19 protein-coding genes are annotated in these 23942 nt (G+C 33.6%); 11 read left to right on the top strand and 8 right to left on the bottom strand.

The features are described from left to right. Positions 1 to 15: 15 nt before the first annotated feature. Positions 16 to 2319: a TonB-dependent siderophore receptor gene (locus OH814_RS06085; protein WP_308827528.1), complete on the bottom strand. Its 2304-nt coding sequence runs from the start codon at positions 2317 to 2319 to the stop codon at positions 16 to 18. Positions 2320 to 2475: 156 nt separating this feature from the next. Between OH814_RS06085 and OH814_RS06080 the strand changes: the two genes are divergently transcribed. Both OH814_RS06080 and OH814_RS06075 read left to right on the top strand, forming a co-directional pair. Continuing rightward, positions 2476 to 3534: a Gfo/Idh/MocA family oxidoreductase gene (locus tag OH814_RS06080; RefSeq protein ID WP_308827527.1), complete on the top strand. Its 1059-nt coding sequence runs from the start codon at positions 2476 to 2478 to the stop codon at positions 3532 to 3534. Between the two features lie 24 nt (positions 3535 to 3558). Continuing rightward, positions 3559 to 3717, top strand: a complete 159-nt coding sequence (locus tag OH814_RS06075) for a hypothetical protein (RefSeq protein ID WP_181898825.1) — start codon at positions 3559 to 3561, stop codon at positions 3715 to 3717. Between the two features lie 57 nt (positions 3718 to 3774). Here the strand turns inward: OH814_RS06075 and OH814_RS06070 are convergent, their stop codons facing one another. Further along, a complete protein-coding gene (locus tag OH814_RS06070) occupies positions 3775 to 5673 on the bottom strand; it encodes an ABC-F family ATP-binding cassette domain-containing protein (RefSeq protein WP_308827526.1) in 1899 nt (632 codons plus the stop codon). A gap of 68 nt (positions 5674 to 5741) precedes the next feature. On the opposite strand from OH814_RS06070, the gene OH814_RS06065 reads away from it, so the two are divergent. The 3 genes from OH814_RS06065 (at position 5742) to OH814_RS06055 (ending at position 9340) form a co-directional block, all read left to right on the top strand. Then, a complete protein-coding gene (locus OH814_RS06065; RefSeq protein WP_308827525.1) occupies positions 5742 to 6365 on the top strand; it encodes a hypothetical protein in 624 nt (207 codons plus the stop codon). A 72-nt stretch (positions 6366 to 6437) separates the two neighbouring features. Continuing rightward, positions 6438 to 7568, top strand: coding sequence for an 8-amino-7-oxononanoate synthase (locus OH814_RS06060; protein ID WP_308827524.1), 1131 nt, complete (start codon positions 6438 to 6440; stop codon positions 7566 to 7568). Positions 7569 to 7693: 125 nt separating this feature from the next. Then, positions 7694 to 9340 (top strand): alpha/beta fold hydrolase, encoded by a 1647-nt coding sequence (locus tag OH814_RS06055; protein WP_308827523.1) that lies wholly within the window; start codon positions 7694 to 7696, stop codon positions 9338 to 9340. A gap of 5 nt (positions 9341 to 9345) precedes the next feature. Here OH814_RS06055 and OH814_RS06050 read toward each other — a convergent pair whose 3' ends face one another. Continuing rightward, on the bottom strand, positions 9346 to 10947 hold the full coding sequence (locus OH814_RS06050; RefSeq protein ID WP_279195323.1) for a S8 family peptidase: 1602 nt from the start codon (positions 10945 to 10947) through the stop codon (positions 9346 to 9348). A gap of 164 nt (positions 10948 to 11111) precedes the next feature. Here OH814_RS06050 and OH814_RS06045 point away from each other — a divergent pair, with 164 nt between their 5' ends. The 3 genes from OH814_RS06045 (at position 11112) to OH814_RS06035 (ending at position 14135) form a co-directional block, all read left to right on the top strand. After that, the gene (locus tag OH814_RS06045; RefSeq protein WP_201134687.1) at positions 11112 to 12239 is read left to right on the top strand and encodes a DegT/DnrJ/EryC1/StrS aminotransferase family protein; all 1128 of its coding nucleotides are present in this window, start codon (positions 11112 to 11114) and stop codon (positions 12237 to 12239) included. 413 nt (positions 12240 to 12652) lie between these two features. Continuing rightward, the gene (galE, locus tag OH814_RS06040) at positions 12653 to 13675 is read left to right on the top strand and encodes a UDP-glucose 4-epimerase GalE (RefSeq protein WP_308827522.1); all 1023 of its coding nucleotides are present in this window, start codon (positions 12653 to 12655) and stop codon (positions 13673 to 13675) included. Positions 13676 to 13700: 25 nt separating this feature from the next. Beyond that, entirely contained in the window at positions 13701 to 14135 is a 435-nt protein-coding gene (locus tag OH814_RS06035; protein ID WP_076558959.1) for an adenylyltransferase/cytidyltransferase family protein, read from the top strand. Positions 14136 to 14190: 55 nt separating this feature from the next. On the opposite strand, the gene OH814_RS06030 is transcribed toward OH814_RS06035, so the two are convergent. From OH814_RS06030 to pnuC, 5 genes are all read right to left on the bottom strand, one after another. After that, positions 14191 to 16773 (bottom strand): TonB-dependent receptor domain-containing protein, encoded by a 2583-nt coding sequence (locus OH814_RS06030; protein ID WP_308827521.1) that lies wholly within the window; start codon positions 16771 to 16773, stop codon positions 14191 to 14193. A 168-nt stretch (positions 16774 to 16941) separates the two neighbouring features. Further along, the gene (gene mltG / locus OH814_RS06025) at positions 16942 to 17967 is read right to left on the bottom strand and encodes an endolytic transglycosylase MltG (RefSeq protein WP_308827520.1); all 1026 of its coding nucleotides are present in this window, start codon (positions 17965 to 17967) and stop codon (positions 16942 to 16944) included. A 33-nt stretch (positions 17968 to 18000) separates the two neighbouring features. Then, on the bottom strand, positions 18001 to 18771 hold the full coding sequence (gene dapF / locus OH814_RS06020; RefSeq protein WP_308827519.1) for a diaminopimelate epimerase: 771 nt from the start codon (positions 18769 to 18771) through the stop codon (positions 18001 to 18003). A gap of 93 nt (positions 18772 to 18864) precedes the next feature. After that, complete coding sequence (locus OH814_RS06015) at positions 18865 to 19440, bottom strand: hypothetical protein (protein WP_308827518.1); 576 nt, start codon at positions 19438 to 19440, stop codon at positions 18865 to 18867. After that, positions 19437 to 20114, bottom strand: coding sequence for a nicotinamide riboside transporter PnuC (pnuC, locus tag OH814_RS06010; protein ID WP_308827695.1), 678 nt, complete (start codon positions 20112 to 20114; stop codon positions 19437 to 19439). Before pnuC ends, OH814_RS06015 begins: the two co-directional genes overlap by 4 nt. Before the next feature lie 167 nt (positions 20115 to 20281). Between pnuC and OH814_RS06005 the strand changes: the two genes are divergently transcribed. The 3 genes from OH814_RS06005 (at position 20282) to OH814_RS05995 (ending at position 23883) form a co-directional block, all read left to right on the top strand. After that, positions 20282 to 21790 carry an APC family permease gene (locus tag OH814_RS06005; RefSeq protein WP_115619409.1) on the top strand — a complete coding sequence of 503 codons (1509 nt, stop codon included), beginning with the start codon at positions 20282 to 20284 and terminating at the stop codon, positions 21788 to 21790. Positions 21791 to 21853: 63 nt separating this feature from the next. Further along, positions 21854 to 22897, top strand: a complete 1044-nt coding sequence (locus tag OH814_RS06000; protein ID WP_308827517.1) for a sialidase family protein — start codon at positions 21854 to 21856, stop codon at positions 22895 to 22897. Between the two features lie 77 nt (positions 22898 to 22974). Further along, positions 22975 to 23883: a sialate O-acetylesterase gene (locus OH814_RS05995; protein ID WP_308827516.1), complete on the top strand. Its 909-nt coding sequence runs from the start codon at positions 22975 to 22977 to the stop codon at positions 23881 to 23883. Positions 23884 to 23942 lie beyond the last annotated feature (59 nt).

The raw sequence follows: 23942 nt of genomic DNA, 5'->3' as shown, positions 1-23942 counted from the left end.
GTATTAATAAATTATTTAAAGCTTATACGTAAGCGTAAAATAAAAGTTTCTTGGTGTGATAGGGTTTACAGAATAATTTTCGTGAACGTTGTAATTTTCGACATCAAACAGGTTTCCAACTTTTGCCTGAATCATGAATTTTTTCCATTCATATCCTGCAGATAGAGCAACTGTTGTATAGTCTTTTACCTCAAAAACTCTGCTCACTCCATTTCTTACTACTAAGCTGTTTGCTCCGGTTTTCGTATCATTCCAGCCAGCCAATCTATTACCGATATAATATACACTTGCTCCCACTTTAAGTCCGGGAACGATTTTTGTAAATTTATAGAAAACAGAACCATTAGCCGTAGTTGCAGGTGTTCTTACCAATCTTTGATCTTCTACATATCCAAACATTTCAGGGGTGTCCAGATAAACCGAATTATTGTAAGAAACTCCTCCAATAATTGATAAGTTTTCGGTAGGATTTCCTGTAATATCAAGTTCAACACCGCGACTTCTCATTTGCCCTGCAAAGTCTTTTGTTAAACCTGTAGGATCTACAGCATTTCCATTGTTATCTAAAGCATTTTGGTAGTAATTTTTGTATAAAATTTGGTACACTGTTAAGTTCACTGCTAATGCGTTATTCCAAAGATTCTTTTTTACACCAACTTCATATTGATCAATATTGGTAGGTGTTAATGCTTCTCCGTTTCTTTCTTTACCTACGTTTGCAACAAATGAATTGGTATACGTTGCAAATACCGAAAGGTTTTCATTTGGCATATACACTAAACCTGCTTTTGGAGATATTGCCTGGTCTGAAGATGCTGAGTTATCTACTAATCCTTTACCAGTTGTAGAATTTGGATTAACGATATTATTTTTTGCTAGTTTAAAGTCAGTTTTTATGGTAGGCATATTTTCAATATACGACCAACGTAAGCCTGCAATTACTTTAAATTCTTTAGTTAAGCTAATAAAATCTTGAGCATAAACACCAATTCTTCTGGTATTGATTCTTGTTTTACTCAATGCTGCAGAGTTTGGCATTGCTCCGGAAGCCCAAGTAGACTGATCATCAAGATAAATAGTTCCAGGCTGCCCATTGATACCTGATGCACCATTTGTACCAAAATAATAACTTGTACCAAAAGCTTTATTATTATCAGGATTATAATAAGCATAAGAATCAGCGACACCATAATCAGCATCGGTACCGATCAAAACTTTATGATTTATTTTTCCTGTATAGAATTCTCCATTCAGGTTTATTTGTGCAGACGTATAGTTTTGTTCGTTATACGTTCTGTTCAATGGTCTGTTCCACGAAAGTCGGTTAGGAGTTGCTGCTACATAAGCCCACTGAACTCTTTCTGTAGAAAAATAATCTTTAGTATAATTCTGATAAGATGCCGTAGAATTTAACGACCAATTTTCACTAAATTTATGGTTAAATGTAACGTTGGTAGAAACCTGCTCTACATTTTGATACTGCCAATCTGTTCCTAGAAATGCACTTCTGTCTAACCCAGTATTCAAAGAATAGCTTTTATCTTTATTTTCAATAGCGCCAATTCCAAAATCTGGAGTGAAATCATTTTTAAGATAATCAGCTTCAACAATTAATTGAGATTTAGGACTCAGATTAAACAAAAATGAAGGATTGAAATAATACTTTTCAGACTGTACAACGTCTCTGAAACTTTCAGCATATTCGTAAGCACCATTTACTCGGAATGCAATATTCTTTGTAAGAGGACCATAAATATCAACTGTTGGTTTGTAAGAATTCCAGCTACCAGCATTCAAACCAACACTTCCGCCAAAATCAAACCTAGGTTTTTTTGTAATCATGTTGATAACGCCACCTGCAGCAGTATTTCCATAAAGCATCGCATTGGCTCCTTTCAAAACCTCAACTCTCTCTAATCCGCTTACTTCAGGGAAAACACCACTGTTAACTCTAGATCCGTTTTTAAATATATTGTCATTACCGAGAGCAAAACCACGACCTCCGAAGCTATCCTGGGAATTTCCTCTGGATGAGGTAACGTACATTCCGTTTACATTTTGCAAAACATCGCTGAGTTGTTTTGCTTGCTGTTGCTCAATGATATCATGAGTCACGATTGCAATGGGTTGTGGAGTTTCCATTACCGTAAGATTCGATTTTGTAGACATTGGGGTCGCCTTGTTGGGATTTCCTGTCTTACGAATATTTACATCTTCAATGGTTCCGATTCTGATTGTATCAGCTTCTGCGTTTTTAAGTTGAGCACTTACTGATATAGTAATAATCAGAAAGCCTAAAGAGATAATTTGTTTTTTCATTGGAATATGTAGAGTGGATTTAAATATTGTGCAAATGTATCATTGTTATTTAGAATAGTTAAAAATAAATTTCTGATTTTTGTCATGTTATTTTTAGAGGATTATTCTCCCTTTCTAATGTTGTAATTTTAAATATCTTTGTTAAAAAATAAGTCTATGCAATTGGTAAAAGTAGGTCTGTGTGCATTTGGAATGAGCGGTAAAGTTTTTCATGCTCCGTTTTTAAAAGAGCATCCCGGTTTTTTTATGTCTGCTGTGGTTGAAAGATCGAAGGAAGATTCTAAAGAAAAATATCCGGATGCAGAAATTTACCGTTCGGTAGAAGAGATGTTAGAAAATGCAGATATTGAGGTTGTGGTTGTAAATACGCCGGTTCAGACTCATTTTGAGTATGTGAAAATGGCTTTGGATGCAGGGAAAAATGTAATTGTAGAAAAACCGTTTACCGTTACTGTTTCAGAAGCAGAAGAACTGGTGAATCTGGCCGAAAATAAAAATCTTTTTTTAAGCGTTTATCAAAATAGGAGATTCGATCGCGATTATCTTCAGGTACAGAAGGTTTTAGCGGAAGGAAAATTAGGAAATGTAAGAGAAACCGAAATCCGTTTTGACAGATTCAGAACAGAACCAAGTGGAAAAGAGCATAAAGAAAATCCTGAGCAAAACGGCTCCGGATCAATGCATGATTTGGGTTCGCATCTGGTCGATCAGGCGGTGCAGCTTTTTGGTTTTCCAGATAAGCTTTTTGCAGATGTTTTTTCAATGAAAGGAGAAGATTTCGCTAACGATTATTTTGAAATTTTGTTTTATTATAAAAATGATTTACGGGTAAGGTTGAAATCTTCTGTTTTTACCAAAGAAGAACATTTTGCTTATAAAATTCATGGCGATAAAGGAAGTTTTTTACAGGAGCGTACCGATAATCAGGAAAATGAATTGACGGCAGGAAAGATTCCTGCATATGGAAAAGAATGGATGGAACCTCTGAAAGAATCTGACGGAATCCTTACTTATTTAAACGAAAATTCTGAAACCAAAAGAGTGTTAACTTCAAGTGAATTCGGAAATTATATGAATTATTATCAGCAAATCTACGAACATATTGTTTTTGGATATGCTTTGCCATCTCTGGGAAATGAGGTTGTACAAAACATGAAAATCATAGAAGCTGCACTTGAAAGCTCAAAAAAAGGTAAAATTATCGAACTGAAATAAACATACATTTCAAAAACTAAATTAATGCAAAAAAGAAGTTCAAGTTTTACAATAATCGGGTTGCTGTTTGTGGGGATTGCCATGACTTTAGTAGAGGATAATATCTACTTACGATACGGTTTTCTTGTTTTGGGAACGGCGTTTCTTTTTTACAGTATTTTTACGATGATCAGGAAAAAGTAATTTAAAATCATAAAAAAAATAGCTATTCAATCACTGAATAGCTATTTTTAATTTTATTTAATCCTGAAGCTCAAGCCATCTCATTTCGTGGTTTTCCAGCTTTTCGGCAAGGCTTTCCAATTCGGCAGAAAGTTTTGATATTTTTTCGTAATCAGTTTCATTATTCAGTTGTTCCAAAATGGCGGCTCTTTTACCTTCAAATTCCGGAATCTCTTTTTCAATGGTTTCCAATTCGCGCTGTTCTTTGAAAGAAAGTTTCTTTTTTGGAGCTTGAGTTTTTGGAGCTTCAGCAACAACTGGTTTTTCAATTACTTTTTCAACAACAGTTTTTGCTTTTTTATCTTCATTTTTTTGGTTTCCGTCTTCAAGTTTTTTATTTTCTCGGTATTCTGAAAAGTTTCCGATGAAATCTTTGATTTTTCCTTCGCCTTCAAACGCTAAAATATGATCAACAATACGATCCATAAAATATCTGTCGTGGGAAACGATAATCAAACTTCCCTGAAAATTTAAAAGGAAATTTTCCAAAACCGTCAAAGTCGGAAGGTCAAGATCATTCGTGGGCTCATCAAAAATCAAAAAGTTTGGGTTTTGATAAAGAATATACATCAAATGCAGTCTTCTTTTTTCACCTCCCGAAAGTTTAGAGATCGGTGAATATTGCGTTTGATCGTCAAATAAGAATAATCTTAAAAACTGCGATGCAGTAATCGTTCTTCCGTTGGCCAAAGGAAAGTTCTCCGAAATTTCTTTGATGAAATCAATCACCCTTTCTTCCTCTTTATATTTGAGGCCTTTCTGTGAAAAATATCCGAACTTAATGGTTTCTCCGGTTTCAATTTCTCCTGAATCTTTTGGTTCAAAACCTTGAATGATATTGAGTAAAGTAGATTTTCCGGCTCCGTTTTTCCCTACAATTCCTACCTTTTCGCCTCTTTGAAAAGAATAACTGAAATCTTTCAGCAACAATTTATCACCATAACTTTTAGAAATATCTTTAAGTTCCAGAATTTTATTACCCAATCTTTTCATTTCAAAATCAAGCTCCAAAGACTCTTTTCTGGTATCTGTTTTAGCTACTTTTTCAGTTTCGTAAAAATCATCTTGTCTGGATTTTGATTTGGTAGTTCTCGCTTTAGGCTGTCTTCGCATCCATTCCAACTCTTTTCTGTAAAGGTTTTGCGCTTTATCGATGGTAGAATTCATGTTATCCTCACGAATCATTTTGTTTTCAAGATAAGTCGCATACGAACCATTGTGGAAATACATATTCTGATCTTCCATTTCCCAGATAATTCCGCAAACAGCATCAAGGAAATAACGGTCGTGAGTAACAAGAATTAATGTGATTTTTGCTTTATTCAAATAATTTTCAAGCCATTCTACCATTTCCACATCCAAGTGGTTGGTCGGCTCATCCATAATCAAAAGAGTATGACGGTGCTCGGCTCTGGTTTCTGTTAAAAGTTTTGCTAAGGCAACACGTTTAATCTGTCCACCCGAAAGCATTCCCATTTTCGCTTCAAGATCTGTAATTTTTAGCTGAGAAAGAATTTGTGTCATCTCATTCTCAAGATCCCAGGCTTTGTGGATTTCCATTTCAGCCAAAGCTTTTTCCATAAAATCATGGTCGTCAGACAATAATGATTTGTGATAATTTTTTAACGCTCTGATTGGGGCCGAATCTAAAGTCATCATAAATTCTTCAATCGTCAAATCAGAATCAAAATCGATTTCCTGATCAAACAAAACCACCTGAATATCTTTACTAATGACTACCGAACCGCTGTCTGCAATCTCTTTTCCCATTAAGATTTTCAGAAGTGTAGATTTTCCGCTACCATTTTTGGCAACAATGGCAATTTTGTCACCTTCATTTACGTGAAATGATATATTTTTAAACAAAGTTTTGATGCCATATGATTTGGTAAGGTTTTCGACAGAAACGTAATTCATTATATTATGAAGATTTTATTTGAAATTTCAATTGAGCGGCAAAAATACAAAAATTAAACCTTAAAAATATGTTTGCAAAATTACGTTTGGTTCCTAAAAAAAGATATTGGGACTATTTCATTTTAGTCGCAAGATTTTTACTTGCTTTTACTTTTATAAAGTACGGCTACAGTAAACTTGTGGATGGTCAGTTTGGAGTTTCATCCAGTGATCTGCAGGTTCCGTTGAAAGATTTGCCTTTGTTTAAAGTAATGTGGTTTTTATTTGATCATGAACCTTTAAAAACAACAGTAGGAATACTTCAAATTATTACGGGAATCTTACTTCTGTTTGAATCAACAGCGATTTTGGGTGTTGTATTTTTTATTCCTATTGCTGCGAATATTGTTTTAATGGATTTGAGTTTTATGGATGCCGGAATGGGGCAGGCTTTTGCAAGACGCTTTATATTTTATTTTATCTTATGCCTTTTAATTTTATGGAATGATAGAGACCGGATAAAAATCATCTGGAATGCAATGATCAAGAAAATTTCGATGAAAAGAAAATTTCCTATATTTCTTTATCTGCTGTTGCCGTTATTTGCGATCATTTTAGAAATATTGCCCGGTATTCCTTATGTTGTTTACTATTATATTACCAATCCGGAAAGAATTTCTGAAAGTTTTAAGATTATTCAAAATCTATTCTGAATTTTTTGTAATTATTTTAATGTAGATTTATGAAACAGATTCTATATCAAAACTGAATTTATTGTCTTTTTAATGTATTACAACTTTAAGATTTTTAATTCAACTAAAGAACTTCCTGAAGAATGGAACTCCATAATCGGGCAACACAATATTATGTTGTCTGAAGAGTATTTTTGTGTTTTGGAAGAATCAAAACCGACAAATATGAAATATTCTTTTGTTGGTTTCTTTTCTGATGAGGATTTGATTGGCGGAGCTTTATTCCAATATTTAAATTTCATCGAGCATAAAAGCTTTCAGAAAGGGGAGATGTTGTGCAGCATAAGAAATTTTTTGGCTAAACAGTTGAGTAAAGATGTAATGATCTTGGGAAATAATATGCTGACCGGACAAAACGGTTTTTATTTCAATACATTAAAAATTTCAACCGAAAAAGCGATCACTTTATTGAAGGAGGCTTCCAAAGGTGTATCGAATGTATTTGGGAAAACGTCTTTAGTCATTTATAAAGATTATCAGAAATCGTTTTTGAAGAATTTTGATAAAGAAAAATTTAAGTCATTTTATAGGTTTTCAGTTCAGCCTAATATGATTTTAAATATAAAACCGGAGTGGAAAACCTTTGAAGATTATTCTAACGACTTGTCTAAAAAATACAGAGCAAGATTGAAATCAGCAAAGAAAAAGATTGACGGAATTCAAAAAAGAGAATTGGATATTGAGTCAATTAAAAAGTATCGGAATGAAATGAATATTTTATATCAAAACGTTGCAGAAAATGCTCCTTTCAATACATTTTTCCTCACAGAAAATCATTTTGAAAGTATGAAACAAAATCTGAAGGATAATTTCAAAGTTTTCGGATATTTTTTTAATGAAAAACTGATTGGCTTTTATACTTTAATTCTTAATAATAACGATATTGATACGTATTTTTTAGGCTATGATAAAGAGATTCAAAAAGAAAAACAGATTTACCTAAACATGCTTTTTGATATGACCGAATTTGGAGTTTCAAATCAGTCTAAACGTATTGTTTTCGGCAGAACAGCTCTCGAAATAAAATCTACAATTGGTGCCGAACCTGTAGAGATTTTTGGTTTAATTAAACATAACAACAAAGCCATCAATCCTTTTATGGAAAAGATTTTCACATCATTAAATCCAAAAGTAGGATGGATCCAGAGAAAACCTTTTAAATAAATTAAGATTTCCGTTCACTTTTATGTGATTATTTATATTATTTTTAACTAATCAGAATTTAAATTTAATAGGATTTTATGAGTGATTTGTAGACGAATTTGAGATTTTTGCTTCAAATTATTATTATGAAAAAAATCAATCTTTTACCATTGCTGTTGACCACCAGTATTTATTATTCACAAACCATTTCCGGAACTGTAATTTCTAAAAATGAAAACCAACCGGTTTCTTATGCCAAAATTGGTGTAGATAAAGAAAATATTGGCGTCATTACCGATGAAAACGGGAATTTTACAATCGATCTTTCTAAAGCAAACACTTCAAATAAGATTAAAGTCGAAGTTGCGGGGTACGAGCCTTTTAGTGAAACTGTTGCCAATTTTATTAAGCAAGATCAACAGAAGATTTATTTGAAAGAAAAAGTGAAAAATATTCAGGAAGTTGTATTAAAAACTAAAAAATTAGTCGATAAAAATTGGGGAGTGAATACGAAGACTAAAAGTGTGATGTATTCGGTAAATCCGGCATTCAGAAAAGAAGATTTTTTAGGAGAAACTGCATTGGAATTTAAAGCGAGTAAAAAATCAAAAATTAAAAATATCAATCTGAATATTGCAAGTATTACGGCAGATCGACCTGTAATTATGCGATATACGATTTATAATGAAAAGAATGGTTTGCCAAATGAAAGTATTTTGGATGAAGAAATTACGGTTGAATTAACAAAAGATAAAATTGTTGACGGAACTTTTACTTTGGATGTGAATGACAAAAATATTTGGGTTCAGGGAAAATTTTTTGTGGGAATTCAGTTTTTGAGAGAGTTTGAAGGCAGGTTAAATATCAGTGCTGCGCTTTTCAGAACGGGATATATCAGAAAGTTTTATGATGAATGGAAGAAAATGACTATTGCTGCTCCGGCCATAAATATTGATGTAAAAGTGGATAAAAATGCAAAAGATGAAAATAAGCACGAAGAATTGAGTGAAGAAAGTATTGCTTCTCTTTTTCCGGATGTAGGAAGTTATCAGGCTGCATCTGAAGAAAGTGTTTTCGGGAAAAATTTAGAGGTTGGAAAGGTGTTGAAGCTGAAAAACGCAGACCTTTATTATGAAGTTTATGGTGAAGGAGAACCGCTTTTTTTACTTCACGGAAATTCGGGAAGTATTAAAGATTTTTACCAGCAAATCCCGGTACTTTCAAAGCAATATAAAGTGATTGTGATAGATACAAGAGCGCAGGGAAAAAGTATCGATAAAACTAAAAATGATTTTAATTATAAGATTTTTGCAGATGATGTAAAAGCTTTGGCTGATCATTTGGGGTTACAAAAAATCAATATTGCAGGATGGAGTGACGGTGGAAATACAGGATTGGAATTTGCTTTAAAATATCCACAAAATTTAAATCGATTGATCACAATTGGTGCAAATGCTTTTCCGGATGGTGTTGATCAGGAATTAATCAATAATTTTAATATTAAATATAAAGTTTTCCAGCTGCAAAATAATCCTGAAAAACTGAATGAAAGAAGACTGTTGAAACTGATGCTGAAAGAACCGAATATCAGTGAAAAACAACTCAACAAAATTCAGAGTAAAGTATTAGTCATTGCCGGGGAAAAAGATGTCATTAAACAAAGTCATACCGAGTTTTTAGCTAAACAAATCGCTAACTCAGAACTGAGAATCTATAAAGACGCCACTCACATGATTCCTTTCGAAAATGCAGATCAGCTTAATCAGGATATTTTAGAATTTTTGAAAAAATAATCAGTTTATTGTTTCAGAAACTTTTCATAATACACTTTATCCTTGGTTTGAATTTTTAAATAATAAGTTCCTTTTGCGAAATCTTCTACTTTGATAGATCTTTGAGCAGATTTTAAAATCATTCTTCCCAGATTATCGTAAACCTCCGTTGAAATAATTTGTGCTTCAGTCGCAATATTGAGGATGTTTTTTACGGGATTTGGGAAGATTGCTATGGTTTTCTTTTTAACGAGCTCTGAAGTATTTAATGTAGAGTTGTAAAAACTTCCAAAATTCAGAATTCCATATCCCATTTGATCATTATGAGCCGGAAATAATGAAGCACTCTGTCTTAGGTTAGTTCTCATTACATCCCTGTTCATTGTCGGGAAAGCCTGAATTAAACAGGCAACTCCACCTGCTGCGATAGGCGTTGCAATCGAAGTTCCCGAAACTGAGATCATTGTGTTATTGTCTACTGTTGCAGATGAAGTTCCTCTTGTGCTTGCATCCGGTTTTATCATTCCTAAAGAATTGGGACCATAAGATGAAAATGCAGAAGCATTTCCAGCAACATCTACCGAACCAATACTAAAAACTTTCACATTATCCGCAGGAGTTGTAATATAATGCCAGGGAACTTCACCAGAATTTCCCGCTGCAATTAACACAAAAATCCCTTTGTTTACAGCAATTTCACTGGCTCTTCCGATAAAAGATTTTGTACCGTTCATATCGGTATAACTGTAACTGTATTTCGGGTCATCAAAATTATTGTAACCTAAAGAAGTTGTGATAATATCAACGCCTTTTCTGTCGGCTTCTTCTGCAGCTTCAATCCAGTATAATTCTTCTTCAGGAACTTCAACTGTCGAATTTTCGCTGCGGTAAAGATAAAAATCTGCATCGGGTGCAGAACCTACAAATGTATTGGCAATATAACCGCCAATTGCTCCTAAAACTACCGTTCCGTGGTTGTTTAGCGAAGTATTGTAGATGTCTGTGCCTTTAGAAACAAAATCGTAGCCGCCTTTTATTTTATTATTCGTCCATAATCTTGAAAATGCCGAACCCGTATTTACGGAAGGAAATCCGGTATCAATTACGGCGATTGTTACTCCGGTTCCGGTAAATCCTGCAAGATGGAGCGGTCTTAAATTGATTTGATCAATCTGCTCAGATCCTGAACCATAATCGAATACAGTTTGGTTTTTCTGTGTCGATTCAAATTCTGACCATTTATTGGTATTTTGAGTTTTTAAAACTAAAGAAGAATTTTTAGCAAAACTTTCTACCGACTGTACAAAAGGCTGTGTTTTAATTAAGTTTACCTGAGCTTGATTCGCATTTACGGCAACACCATTCAGCCATTTTGAATAATCAGTGATGGCGAATCCCAAATTTTGTAAGTTTTGAATATATGATTGCTCAATGGGAGCATCTTGATCATTGAGTGCAATCCCTAAAGCGGTACGCCTGTCAAGCGACTTTTGGCTAAGTTCGGTAAGAGGATTAGCATAAAACGCCGCTTTGTTGGGTTTGCCGGTAAAATAAACAAAAACAAGTTCGGTTTGAGCGGAAACAGTGAAGTAACCTGCTAAAAAACAAAACAGTAAAAGTTTTTTCATCTAATAATTTTTGATAAAGATAAAACAAAATCAATAAAATTTTTGATAGCACTTTAAAATCCTTATTTTTACGAAAATATTCGTTTGAGAAATTGCTTTATTGATGAAAAAAAGAATTAAAACACAAAAGCAATTAAACAAAACTTAAAAAATAAAATTTACATATGAAAAAGATACAGATGGTTGACTTGCAAAGTCAGTATTACAAAATTAAAAATGATGTAGACAATGCGGTTTTAAATGTAATGGATTCTGCTGCTTTTATTAACGGACCTGAAGTAAAATCTTTCCAAAATGAAATGGAAACTTACCTGGATGTAAAACACGTAATTCCTTGTGCCAACGGAACCGATGCTTTGCAAATTGCTTTGATGGGCCTAGATCTACAGGAAGGGGACGAAGTAATCACCGCTGATTTTACTTTTGCAGCCACCGTTGAAGTTATTCATTTATTAAAACTAAAATCTGTCTTGGTAGATGTGGATTACGATACTTTTACTATTTCTACAGAAGCGATAAAAAAGGCAATTACTCCTAAAACAAAAGCGATTATTCCGGTTCATATTTTCGGACAATGTGCCAATATGGAAGAGATTTTAAAAATTGCTGAAGAACATAATTTATTTGTAATCGAAGATAATGCGCAGGCAATCGGTTCTCAATATACTTTTTCAGATGGAAGCGTACGACATGCAGGAACGATGTCTACAGTTGGAACAACTTCTTTTTTTCCATCTAAAAACTTAGGTTGCTACGGTGATGGTGGGGCAATTTTCACCAATAATGATGAGCTGGCTCACCGTTTAAGAGGAATTGTAAACCACGGAATGTACGAAAGATATTACCATGACGAAGTAGGAGTAAACTCAAGACTAGACAGTATTCAGGCTGCAATTTTAAGAAAAAAACTTCCGAATCTTGATTCTTATAACGATGCAAGAAGAAAAGCAGCTGATTATTATGACGAAGCTTTTGCAGGGAATGCAAATATTCTGACTCCGAAAAGAGCAGAAAACTCAACCCACGTATTTCATCAATATACTTTAAGAATTGTAAACGGGAAACGTAACGAATTACAGAAATTCCTTACTGAAAAAGAAATTCCGGCTATGATCTATTATCCTGTCGCTCTAAGAAAACAAAAAGCGTATTATCAGGAAAGTAATGATGCAGATTTTGTGAATACAGACAAGCTTTTGGATCAGGTAATTTCACTTCCGATGCATACAGAATTAGATGAAGAACAGTTGAAGTATATTACGGATGCTGTGTTGGAGTTTATGGGAGAATGAAAAGAAAAGTCTTTAAATATAAAGCTGTATACTATCTAGCAATTAGTACCACAATAATATTAATGTTAATATCATTATTTGCATTTATTTCATTATTTACGGATTCTAATTTTTTCAAATTATTGATCACATTATTTACATTGATAATAAGCCTATTTTCATTTGTAAATTTAATTGAGAAGTATAATAAAGCTGTTTTTTATTTAAATATTAATTTAGGTGTATTTGCTTTTTTTCTTGGATTGAAACTATTTTTTACAGGTATTTCCTTCCAGTCAAAAACATTTCAATTTTTCATTATAATTATAATAATTTCAACAATTATAAATTTGTATAAAATACAAGATGTCGATTTTGTTAGTGAGATAGACAGAATAGGTAAAAAAGAAGATTAAAAAAAATATAAATAAACAATGGCAATACTAGTCACAGGCGGACTTGGATACATCGGTTCTCACACCGTTGTAGAATTAATCAATAATAACTTTGAAGTAATCATTGTTGATGATTTATCTAATTCAGAAAAATTTATTTTACATAATATTGAGGAAATTACAGGTAAACGACCTATATTTTATCCTTTTGATCTGAAAAGAAAAGAACTTCTTAATCAGGTTTTTGATGCACATGAGATTGAGGGTTGCATTAATTTTGCAGCTTTTAAAGCAGTTGGTGAAAGTCAGGAAAAACCAATTGATTATTATGAAAATAATCTGTTTTCGCTAATCAATATTCTTCAGGAATTTAAAGCCAGAAAAATTTCAAATTTTATTTTCAGTTCATCTTGTACGGTTTACGGACAAGCTGATGAAATGCCAATTAATGAAGAGACCCCTCTAAAAATGCCCGAAAGTGTGTACGGGAAAACCAAGCAGATGGGAGAAGAGATCTTAAAAGATTTTGCCAAAGCTTATCATAGCAAAATCTGCCTTTTGAGATATTTTAACCCTATTGGAGCACATCCTTCAGCTTTATTGGGAGAATTACCGATCGGAATTCCGAATAATTTGGTACCTTATTTGATGCAGACAGCTGCAGGAATCCGTGAGAAACTAAATATTTGGGGTAATGATTATCCTACGGAAGACGGAACTGCAATTCGTGACTATATTTATGTTGTAGACCTGGCGAAAGCTCACGTTGCTGCATTAAAAAGTTTAATGAATAAAAATTCTGAAGAAACCGTAATTGATATTTATAATCTGGGCACAGGAAGAGGTTCGTCAGTTTTGGAAGTAGTACAGGCATTTGAATCTGCAAATGAAGTCGCTGTACCTTATCAGATTTGCGATAGGAGAGAAGGTGATATCATTATTGCTTATGCTAATGCTGATAAAGCGGAAAAAGAGCTTAATTGGAAATCTGAAACTTCATTGGAAGAAGCTTTGAAAACGGTATGGGAATGGCAGAAATATTTGGTGTCGCGAAAAAATTAAAATTACAAATAACAGTATAAATAATATGAAAACGGAAAGAATAGGCATTACATTTTCCTCATTTGATTTACTGCATGCAGGTCATATCAAAATGTTGGAAGAAGCCAAAACGGTTTGTGATTACCTGATTGTTGGCTTACAGATTGATCCGTCACATGATCGTCCCACAAAGAATAAACCCACTCAAACCATTGTTGAGCGATATATCCAGCTAAAAGCTGTAAATGCAGTGGATGAAATTATTCCTTATTATACAGAACAAGATTTAGAAGATATTTTAAAGTCTTTTGTGATTGATGTAAGAATAATCGGAGATGATTATTTCGATCGTGACTTCACAGGTAAAAAATATTGTGAGGAAAAAGGTATTGAGATTTTTTATAATAAAAGAGATCACCGTTTTTCTTCCAGTGATTTAAGGAAAAGAATATATGAAGCTGAAATGCAAAAATTAAAATAAAAAAAGTCCCGAAAAATTAATTTCGGGACTTTTTTATGATTGATTGTCAATGATATTACATTGGCCCGCCTTGTTGGTCGTCGCCTGTAGCATTAGAATTTACGTCTTTCTTTCTCTTCGGCTGCTCAATCTTTTCACCTTGCTTAAATCTGTAGGTTAAAGATACTGCAAACTGTCTTGGCTGCCATTGCATGTAAGATTCTCGAGTAAAGTTCTCACCATAAGTAGTAGATCTCATTGCTCTCGTATTGAAAATATCTTGTACATTAAATGACAATGTTCCGTTACCATTCCAAATTGTTTTTGATGCTCCTAAATTTAAAGCATACATATCTTTTCTATCCTGATAAGCAGTTTTTTGTCCTCCTCTGTAGAAACCTTGCAACTGGAAGCTAAATGTTTTGTCAATTTTAAATGTGGAAGTCAATCTTGCTCTTGTAGAAAAACCACTACCGTTAAAATCTGCTGTTGCTATGATTGGGTTTCCATTATTATCCAAAGTGTTATAAAGTACGCTACCTTTTGTTTTGTATCCGAATAAATCAACATTCCCTAAAAATTTCAACCAGCTTGTTGCATCCCAGTTAAAGTTTATATCTAAACCAAAACGATCATCCGATCCTAAATTGATAGGTTTTGTATGGAAAACAATTCTTTCTTCTTTTTCTTCGTCGGGTAGATCTGGGAACTTAGGATCATCAATTAATACTTTTTCATTATAAACCAGCATTTTTGTATCATCTGTCTGATGTCTATAATAAATAGTTGGATTGATTGTAAATTTCTTTTTAGAAATACTATAACCAAATTCGTAAGAATCAACATAAGACGGATTTAAATTGATATTTCCATCAAAGATATTTTGGTTGTCATTATAACTAGGATTAGGTATTAAAAAGAAAGATCTCGGTCTGTCTATTCTTCTTGTGTAATTTAGTAAAAACTGACTGTCTTTAGCTAATTCGTAACTTAAATAAACACTTGGGAAAAGATTATTATAACTTTTTCTTGTTCTAATATCTTCATCTGCAGGGTTTAGATTTGCATAATCAATGTCTATATTTGAATATTCATTTCTTACTCCTACCTGATAACCTAATTTTCCAATTTTACTTTTAAATTGTAAATATCCTGCATTGAACATTTCTTTATATCTTGCTTCATAAGTATATGTTCCTAAGAAATTCAAAGTAGGAATTTTCACAGTACTTTCTCTTACATCATTATCATAATCATTTTGATTAATATCAATTCTGTATCCTGCTTCAATTCTAGAATTCTCTCCAATAGGAAGTTCATAATCCGCTTTACCGATTAATGTTTTATTTTTGGTAGTTTGATTGATAATATTTTGCAGTTCGAAGTTACCATTATTGGTCTCATCAATGTTGGTATCGTTGTAGGATCTGTTGCTTTGTAAACTCAATGATAAAGCAATATTCTGACCTTTATCGTCAAATTTATGGTCTAGTCCTATGTCACCTTGAAATGCGAGGTTATTATTAACACTGTTGGTTAATCTATTTCTAAAAGTATCAGGAGCGCTAAAAAGTTGGTTATTATATGTAACGTTACCAGAATTTTCGCTATCAAATGTTCTTACAGTTCCCGATAAGTTAAAAGAAGTTTTATCAGAAAAATCATAAACAATTCCTCCCGAAGCATTATAATTTTTATTTTGGCTCTCACTAATGTTCTCTTGGTTGCTTTGAACAGTACTTCCGATTTTAGTTACATTAGTAAAATAATTATCAGTTCTATTCGTATTTTTAGATTCACGGTAACCACCGCCACCATTCAAAAACCAGGTAAGATTACCTTTTCTCCAGCTCAGATTTGTGTTTAAATTAGTTTGAGGTAAATATCCTAAAGTTCCGGTAACACTACCGTTGAAACCTGTCTTTTTATTCTTCTTTAAAATAATATTTAAAATACCTGCAGTTCCGCTTGCTTCAAATTTTGAAGAAGGGTTGGTAATCACTTCAATTCTTTCAATCTGATCGGCAGGAATACTTTGTAATGCGTTGGCTCCGTCATCAATCCCAAGAAGGGCAGAAGGTTTTCCATTAATTAAAAAACGAACGTTTGAGCTTCCTCTCATCGAAACTGTTCCGTCTGTATCTACAGAAACCGAGGGTACGTTTGATAAAACATCCTGAAGATTACCGCCTTTACTTACAATATCCTGAGACGGGTCATACGTTCTTTTATCCAGTTCAACTTTATATGGTTTTGCCGTTGCTGTAATCACAACGCCTTGAATATCCTGCGTTTTTAGATTGGTATTTGTTGCCTCAGGCTCTATAGAAAGTGAACCAATACTTCCAGCGGTTGTAATCTGTTTATTGATAACGCTTTTTTTGTAATCGATTGCTTCGACGATAACATCGTAATTACCGGGAGTAAGATCTAGTTTGTAGTTTCCTTTTTCGTCGGTAAGCGTCGCATCGCTCAACAGTTTACTTGCTTTATTGCTAAAAGTTACAGAAGCATAAGCAACAGGTTGGTTGCTTTTATCAACTACAGTACCCGAAACTCCTACTTTATCCTGAGCAAAAGCAAAAGCTGCTGCAGATAATACAAAAGTAAGTCCTAGGGTTTTCTTTGTGAAAATACTGATTATTTCCGTCTGATTCATAAGGTATTCTTTAGATAAAATTGTAATCAAAAAGGCTTTAATTTTATTAATTCATTAAACCTTTTAAAATTATAATTTCACGATTCGTTTATTATTTTTAATAGATAGGTCGTCTTTAAGAGCTAAATGTTAATTATTAATTTGTTAAAATAAAGTTAAATATATTTCTTATTTGATATTTTTTGAATTTAGCCAATCCTGATACGCTTTTGCATTGATGACATGTTGCTCTGCGCTTGCTGTAAATTTGTGGAATCCAAATCTTTCCGGATCTGCACACATGAAAATATAATCGTGTTTTTCAGGGCTTAAAACCGCATCCACAGAATTTTTATCTACCACACAAATAGGTCCCGGAGGAATTCCTGCATTAGCGTATGTGTTATAAGGTGATGGAGTGGAAAGGTGTTTATAAAAAACTCTTTTGATAGATTCTTTAAAGTTGGTCTGTTTGTTTATTGCGTAAATAACGGTTGGGTCAGATTGTAGTTTCATTCCTTTTTTATATCTGTTTAAATATAAACCGGCAATGGTTTTCATTTCGTCCGGTTTTCCTCCCGATTCTTTGTAAACAATAGATGCCAAAGCATAAATTTGATCTCTTGTTAAACCAGATTGTTGTTCTTTAGCTTTTCTTTCTGCAGTCCAAAATTCGTTGTACTGATCTTCAAATTTTTTGAAAAATTCTTTTGGAGTAACGGTCCAGAAAAAATTATAAGTATCGATGAAGAAATATTTTTTTAAATCTTCAGCATTTTTGTATCCTTTTTCAGAAGCTATTTTATCGAGATCGTTGACGAATTTTAATGAATCAAGCTCAGTTTTTTTACTCACTTTCCCTACCATCTGATAAATATCTCCGAAATCACCAATTCTGAATGAGTTCTCAGTTTGATTTCCGGCTTTTATCATATTCACCAAACTCGTATTGTTGGCACCTTTAGCAAAATGATAACGACCCGGTTTGAAGTATTCATCCATGTCTTTATCTTTTGCAACATCGACAAATGATTCTTTATTATCGACATACGGACGGATAGAATCTAAAACCTGATTAAAATTTGCCCCATGCGGAATCAAAACATATCCGTCTTTTGAGACGTTGCTTCCGTAATACTTACTGTAGAATTTTAAACCAAAAAATCCTGCTACCGCAAGAATAAGGAGTACAATAATGAGAATAGCTTTTTTCATTATAATTAATAGATTAAAAGTTTTAATGTTTTTCTAAAGAAGATCTAATTTTCCTGTAAACACTTGCTTAGCGGGGCCTTCTAACCAAATCTGACGGAATGTTTCTCCATCTTTTTCAGCATAAACTTTCAGGTCGCCGCCCAACGTTTTAACTTTTATGGAAGTTAGATTGCTTTTTTTCAAAAAAGTTAAAGCAGAAGCTGTAACTCCTGTTCCACAACTGAAAGTTTCATCCTCAACGCCTCGTTCATAGGTTCTTACGAAAATTTCGTCGTCAGAAATATTTTCAACAAAATTGACATTGATGCCTTTTTCTTTATAATTTTCAGAATTTCTAATGCTGTTTCCCTCTGCGAAAACGTTGAAATTGGCAATATCTTCAACATATTTAATGTAGTGAGGTGAGCCTGTATCTAAAACAGAATCTTCGCCGTCATTGGTAATCGTTGTAACATCACCCATTTTCAGCTTTACAATATTTCCGTTAATTTCGGCTTCATGAAGTCCGTCAATCGCCGTAAATACAGTTTTATTATTTTTAAAAATCGAAAGGAAGTGAGCAAAAGCCACTGAACAACGGGCACCGTTTCCGCAGAAGCTTTTGGAACCGTCAGAATTATAGTAATCAACTTCAAAATCTACATTTTCGGCTGCGTTTATTTTAATCAATCCGTCTGCGCCAATTCCGAAACGGCGGTCGCACAATTTTTGAATATTCGCAATTGAAAGGCCATCCCACTCTCCGGAGCGATTGTCTACCATTACAAAGTCGTTTCCAGTTCCCTGATATTTATAAAATTCCATACTTCTGTTCTCTCTAAAATTAGCCTGCAAAATTAATGTAATTAAAACGAAAAAACGAACAGCGATTGCTGTCCGTTTTATTATTTAGAATGATTATCTTCTTGATCCGCTTCTTTGAGGATTGTTATCCGAATTATTGTTGTTTTGAGGCGTTGTCTGCGTGTTGTTTCTATAGTTTCCGCTATTGTTCTGTGTAGGCTGCTGCTGATTTCTCATCCCACCGTTTCTCTGACTTTGATTCCGAGTGCTTGAGTTACTTTGGCTTCTCACACCGTTATTCGAGTTATTTCTAGGCGGATTATTATTGTAAGTTCTTTGACTGTTATTGTATCGGTAAGAGTTATTCCCGTTTCCTACACCGTTATTAGGTCTTTGACTTGTTGTAACGTTTCCTACAGCTCCCGAATTACGTTGTATGTAGACTTTATTTCTATTATCTCCGTAGTAATAAGGTACACCGTTGTCGTAATAATATCGCATATCGTCTCTGTAATAATATCCGTCGTTACCATAATAACCACCGGAACCATAATATCCTGAAGGAGCGTAATAATATCCGTTATCATAATAAGGATCTCCATAAGCACCGTAGTTGCCACCGTAAGCAGCACAAGATGCCAAGCTAAAACCAAGTAGAAGACCCGCTGTTATTTTTAATATATTTTTCATAACTGTACTGTATTTTTTTCTTTAAAACTTTTTTTCCAGTTGACATATCCTATGATTGCCATTATGGTAAATACCAAATATTGAACCGAAGTTATTCCGTATCCTTTATAAATATACATAGGAATAGAAATTAGATCGCCCAAAATCCAGAAAGCCCAATTCTCAATGCGTCTTTTCGCCATCAGCCACATTCCGACTAAAAATACAGAAGTTGTAAAAACATCAAGCCAATTTGCCCAATCCAGATGGTAAAAACCAAATTCTATATTCTGTGATGAAAAATGATTATCGATATAAGGTTTATAGTAATAAATAATCATCACTAAAAATATGCTTAATATAAAAAGCATTGCCGCCATCATCCATTCTTTCTTTTTTGCCCAGGAAACTTCTACGTGAATCTGGTCTTCGGAATTTTTGTTCCACAAAATCCATCCATAAACACTCATTATTGAATAATATACATTGATCATACAATCTCCAAGCAAGCCAGCGATAAAAAGAAGGTAAACATAGATGACGGTAGAAATAATTCCTGTAGGATAGACCCAGATGTTCTTTTTAATTGAAAAAAATACACTCATAATTCCTAAGACAGTGGCAAAGGTTTCAAGAAAAATTTGTGCGTCAGTATATGATTCGTAGGGTTTTATGAAAAGATCATACATATTCATGGTTTCAAAAATAAGCAAAAAATACAGTATTTTAAAATACATTAAAGAAGGTGAAAATCAATTTTGTACAACTTAAAATGAAAATAAATTGACGAAAGTTTATTAATAAATGTTAAGGTCTCCAAATTTTTTATATTTTCGTAAATCTTTAAAACAAAGAAAACAATATGTCAAATATTTGGAAAACAAAACCGCTCGGAGCCTATGAGGCTGATATGAAAAAGAGTGAGCTCAAAAGAGTTCTGGGGAAATGGAGCCTTACTGCCATTGGTATCGGAGCAATTATCGGAGGTGGAATTTTTGTACTTACAGGTACCGGAGCTTATTATCATGCGGGTCCTGCTTTAGCTTTATCATTCGTCGTTGCAGGTATTGCCTGTATATTTGCCGCACTCTGCTATGCAGAATTTGCTGCTTTATTACCCGTTGAAGGTTCGGCTTATGCTTATGCATACGGAACGGTAGGCGAGGTATTCGCTTGGCTTATCGGTTGGGGATTGGTGCTGGAATATGCGATGGGCTCTATGACGGTGGCCGTTTCCTGGTCGGGGTATTTCAATAAATTTTTGAAAATCATTAATGTTGAACTTCCTTATTATCTCACCAATGATTTTGCTACAGCAAAACAATATGCAGTAGCTCATGGTTTAACAGAGCCTAACTTTGCGTTTAATTTACCGGCATTTATCATTGTTTTGATTGTTACTTCAATTTTGGTAAAGGGTACTAAAGAAGCTGCAGGGGCAAACAATATGATTGTGATTTTAAAAACTTCAGTTGTTGTTTTTGTAATCGTTGTTGGAGCTTTATTTATCAATATGGATAATCTTACACCATTCATTCCGGACGAAAAAATGATTCTTCAGTCAGATGGAAAAATGGGAGCAGCGTATGGTTTCAACGGTATTATTGCTGGAGCAGCTGCTGTTTTCTTTGCATACATTGGCTTTGATGCCGTTTCTACGCAGGCTGCAGAAGCAAAAAATCCTAGAAAAGATATCCCTTTTGCAATTATTACTTCGTTGTTGGTTTGTACAGCTTTATATATCTTAATGTCATTAGTTCTTACGGGAATGATGAGTTATAAAGATTTCGGATCGGTTCCTGATGCATTAACGGCACCTGTTGCTGTCGCTTTTGAGAAGGCTACCGGAATGAACTGGGCAGTAATCTTGATCACTGTTGCAGCAACTATTGGATTAATCTCTGTATTATTGGTAATGATGTTGGGACAGTCTAGAATTTTCTTAGGAATGGCAAAAGACGGTCTTCTTCCGAAAATGTTTAAAGAAATTCACCCGGTAAGAAAAACTCCTTATAAAAACACTATTCTTTTAGGTTTAATTGTAGCTACAGTTGCAGCACTTACACCAATCAGTACTTTGGTACACATGTGTAGTTTCGGGACTTTATTTGCATTTACAATGGTTTGTTTTGCAGTTTGGCTTTTGAGAGTAAAAAAACCGGAACTAAAAAGAGGTTTCAAAACTCCTATGCTTCCTGTTGTAGCATCATTAGGTATTTTAATCAATATTTATTTGATCATCAACTTAGAGCCTAGCGCAATCTACATGGCAATTGGCTGGTTGGCTTTAGGACTTCTAATTTACTTCTTGTATGGGAAACGTAACAGTGTTCTTAACAAAGGTGGTTACGATGAATTTATCGAGAAATAAGTTTTAAATATATACTTTTACAATCCGCAGTCTACTTCTGCGGATTTTTTTATTTTTGTTATTATGAAAAAGATCTTCACTTTGTTGTTTTCTACGATTGGTTTATTGATGTTTTCTCAAAAAATTGAAAATTTTGAAACTATTTTAAATGATAAAATTAGCATCAGAGCAATCGAATTGTACGATAATAAAGTCTGGTACAGCGGAACAGATTCTAAATTTGGCTTTGTTGATTTAAAAGATCATAAAATTCAAAAACAGATTAAACTCTCTGAAAAGAATTTACAGTTTAGAACATTAGCACAAAATAAAGACGCTTTTTACGCTATTAATATTGAAAGTCCGGCTCATTTTTTTAGAATAGATAAAAAAGACCTTTCGGTTGTAAATACTTATACAGATACCTTAAAAACGGCATTTTACGATGCATTAATTTTTGTAAATGATGAGCATGCGGTTACTTTCAGTGATCCCGCAAAAGATTTGAATCTGAAATTATCTTTTATAATGCCAAAATTGAATGCTGTTTTGGATTTCAATACACTCACCAAAAGAGAAGGCTTTAATACTATAAAGTTGAATGAAGGTGAAGCGGCTTTTGCAGCAAGTAATACCAATATTGCTCATCAGGGAACTAATATCTGGATTGCAACAGGAGGTAAAAGCTCAAGAATTATTAAGATAGATTATACTACTTTAAAATCAAATGTTTATAAAACACCTTTCGTTCAGGGAGAATCGGCTCAGGGAATGTATTCAATTGATTTCGCAAACGAAAAATTCGGAGTTGCAGTTGGTGGTGATTACACAAAACAGGAAGCCAATGTCAATAATATTGCAACCACAAATGACGGAGGAAAAACCTGGCAGATTCAAGCATCAGGAAAAAATGCTGGATATACAACGTGTGTAAAAATAAAACCTAATTCTAAAGGAAAGGAAATGATTTCGGTTGGAGATCAACACATCAGTTATTCTTCAGATTTCGGAAAAACTTGGAAGAAAATTTCTGATGAAAAAGGATTTTATGTTTGCAAATGGGTTGATGGAAATACGGTTGTTTTTGCAGGAAAAGATAAAATTTCGCTTATGAAATTAAAATTTTAAATCTTTTAGATAGAACATATCTTTTCAATTGAAACAGATTTAAAATTTCTTAAAATTACCTTTGATAAAATTTTCGCATGAAAAATTTAAAAATATTTCTATTATTACTTCCGACATTTTTTTATACTCAAAAAATAAGAGTTTTTATTTTGGCGGGTCAGTCGAATATGAATGGTTTTGGGTATAATAAAGATCTTCCCAATGATTTAAAAACGGTTAAAGAAGTTTATATTTTCCATGGGAATTCTGTTCCTGACGGAGAAAAAAATGGCGGAACAGGAAAGTGGGATGTTTTGAAAGCAGGAAATGGAACTGGTTTTAAAACTGACGGAAAAACAAATACACTTTCAGACCGATTTGGTTTGGAAATAACGTTTGCCAAAAGAATGAAAGAACTCTTCCCAAACGATAAAATTGCGTTGATCAAATATGCAAGAGAGGGAACTTCAATAGACAGTCTTGCGACAGGAAGTTTCGGGTGTTGGGATTCAGATTATCACGGGAAAAATGGATTGAATCAATATGATTATTTCCTAAATACGGTAAAAAATGCTTTAAGTGAAAAAGATATTGACGGAAACGGAAAAGCAGACGAGTTACAAATGTCCGGAATTTTGTGGATGCAAGGGGAAGGAGACGCAAGCTACAACGAAGAAATTGCCAATAATTATTACACTCATCTGAAAACTTTGATGAATCAGATGCGGGCTGCCTTACGTACCGATGATATACCGGTTGTTATTGGAAAAATTTCAGATTCGGGTAAAAATGAAAAAGGAAAAGTCTGGGCAATGGGAGAGTTGGTACAGTATGCTCAGGAAAAATTTGTCCGCAATGATAAAAACGCTGCAATTGTTCGCTCAACTCAAAAATACAATTACGGAAACGATCCATGGCATTATGACAGTGCGTGTTACATTGATTTGGGAAAGAGTTTTGCAGACGAGGTATTTAGACTCATTATAAATTTCGAAAAGAAAGACTAATATAATTCATGATCTCTAATTCAGAAGTAATGGTTAATTTTGCAGAATGAAATGTATCA

The sequence above is a fragment of the Chryseobacterium sp. CFS15 genome (assembly GCF_031118795.1).
Lineage (GTDB): Bacteria > Bacteroidota > Bacteroidia > Flavobacteriales > Weeksellaceae > Chryseobacterium > Chryseobacterium indoltheticum.
The sequence above is the reverse complement of the archived record's forward strand: the minus strand, read 5'-3'. Positions and strand labels throughout refer to the sequence as shown.

What these genes read in the sequence shown, in the direction of transcription:
- OH814_RS06085 (WP_308827528.1), bottom strand. Translation starts at nt 2,319, where the DNA reads ATGAAAAAACAAATTATCTCTTTAGGCTTTCTGATTATTACTATATCA.
- OH814_RS06080 (WP_308827527.1), top strand. Translation starts at nt 2,476, where the DNA reads ATGCAATTGGTAAAAGTAGGTCTGTGTGCATTTGGAATGAGCGGTAAA.
- OH814_RS06075 (WP_181898825.1), top strand. Translation starts at nt 3,559, where the DNA reads ATGCAAAAAAGAAGTTCAAGTTTTACAATAATCGGGTTGCTGTTTGTG.
- OH814_RS06070 (WP_308827526.1), bottom strand. Translation starts at nt 5,673, where the DNA reads ATGAATTACGTTTCTGTCGAAAACCTTACCAAATCATATGGCATCAAA.
- OH814_RS06065 (WP_308827525.1), top strand. Translation starts at nt 5,742, where the DNA reads ATGTTTGCAAAATTACGTTTGGTTCCTAAAAAAAGATATTGGGACTAT.
- OH814_RS06060 (WP_308827524.1), top strand. Translation starts at nt 6,438, where the DNA reads ATGTATTACAACTTTAAGATTTTTAATTCAACTAAAGAACTTCCTGAA.
- OH814_RS06055 (WP_308827523.1), top strand. Translation starts at nt 7,694, where the DNA reads ATGAAAAAAATCAATCTTTTACCATTGCTGTTGACCACCAGTATTTAT.
- OH814_RS06050 (WP_279195323.1), bottom strand. Translation starts at nt 10,947, where the DNA reads ATGAAAAAACTTTTACTGTTTTGTTTTTTAGCAGGTTACTTCACTGTT.
- OH814_RS06045 (WP_201134687.1), top strand. Translation starts at nt 11,112, where the DNA reads ATGAAAAAGATACAGATGGTTGACTTGCAAAGTCAGTATTACAAAATT.
- galE (WP_308827522.1), top strand. Translation starts at nt 12,653, where the DNA reads ATGGCAATACTAGTCACAGGCGGACTTGGATACATCGGTTCTCACACC.
- OH814_RS06035 (WP_076558959.1), top strand. Translation starts at nt 13,701, where the DNA reads ATGAAAACGGAAAGAATAGGCATTACATTTTCCTCATTTGATTTACTG.
- OH814_RS06030 (WP_308827521.1), bottom strand. Translation starts at nt 16,773, where the DNA reads ATGAATCAGACGGAAATAATCAGTATTTTCACAAAGAAAACCCTAGGA.
- mltG (WP_308827520.1), bottom strand. Translation starts at nt 17,967, where the DNA reads ATGAAAAAAGCTATTCTCATTATTGTACTCCTTATTCTTGCGGTAGCA.
- dapF (WP_308827519.1), bottom strand. Translation starts at nt 18,771, where the DNA reads ATGGAATTTTATAAATATCAGGGAACTGGAAACGACTTTGTAATGGTA.
- OH814_RS06015 (WP_308827518.1), bottom strand. Translation starts at nt 19,440, where the DNA reads ATGAAAAATATATTAAAAATAACAGCGGGTCTTCTACTTGGTTTTAGC.
- pnuC (WP_308827695.1), bottom strand. Translation starts at nt 20,114, where the DNA reads ATGAATATGTATGATCTTTTCATAAAACCCTACGAATCATATACTGAC.
- OH814_RS06005 (WP_115619409.1), top strand. Translation starts at nt 20,282, where the DNA reads ATGTCAAATATTTGGAAAACAAAACCGCTCGGAGCCTATGAGGCTGAT.
- OH814_RS06000 (WP_308827517.1), top strand. Translation starts at nt 21,854, where the DNA reads ATGAAAAAGATCTTCACTTTGTTGTTTTCTACGATTGGTTTATTGATG.
- OH814_RS05995 (WP_308827516.1), top strand. Translation starts at nt 22,975, where the DNA reads ATGAAAAATTTAAAAATATTTCTATTATTACTTCCGACATTTTTTTAT.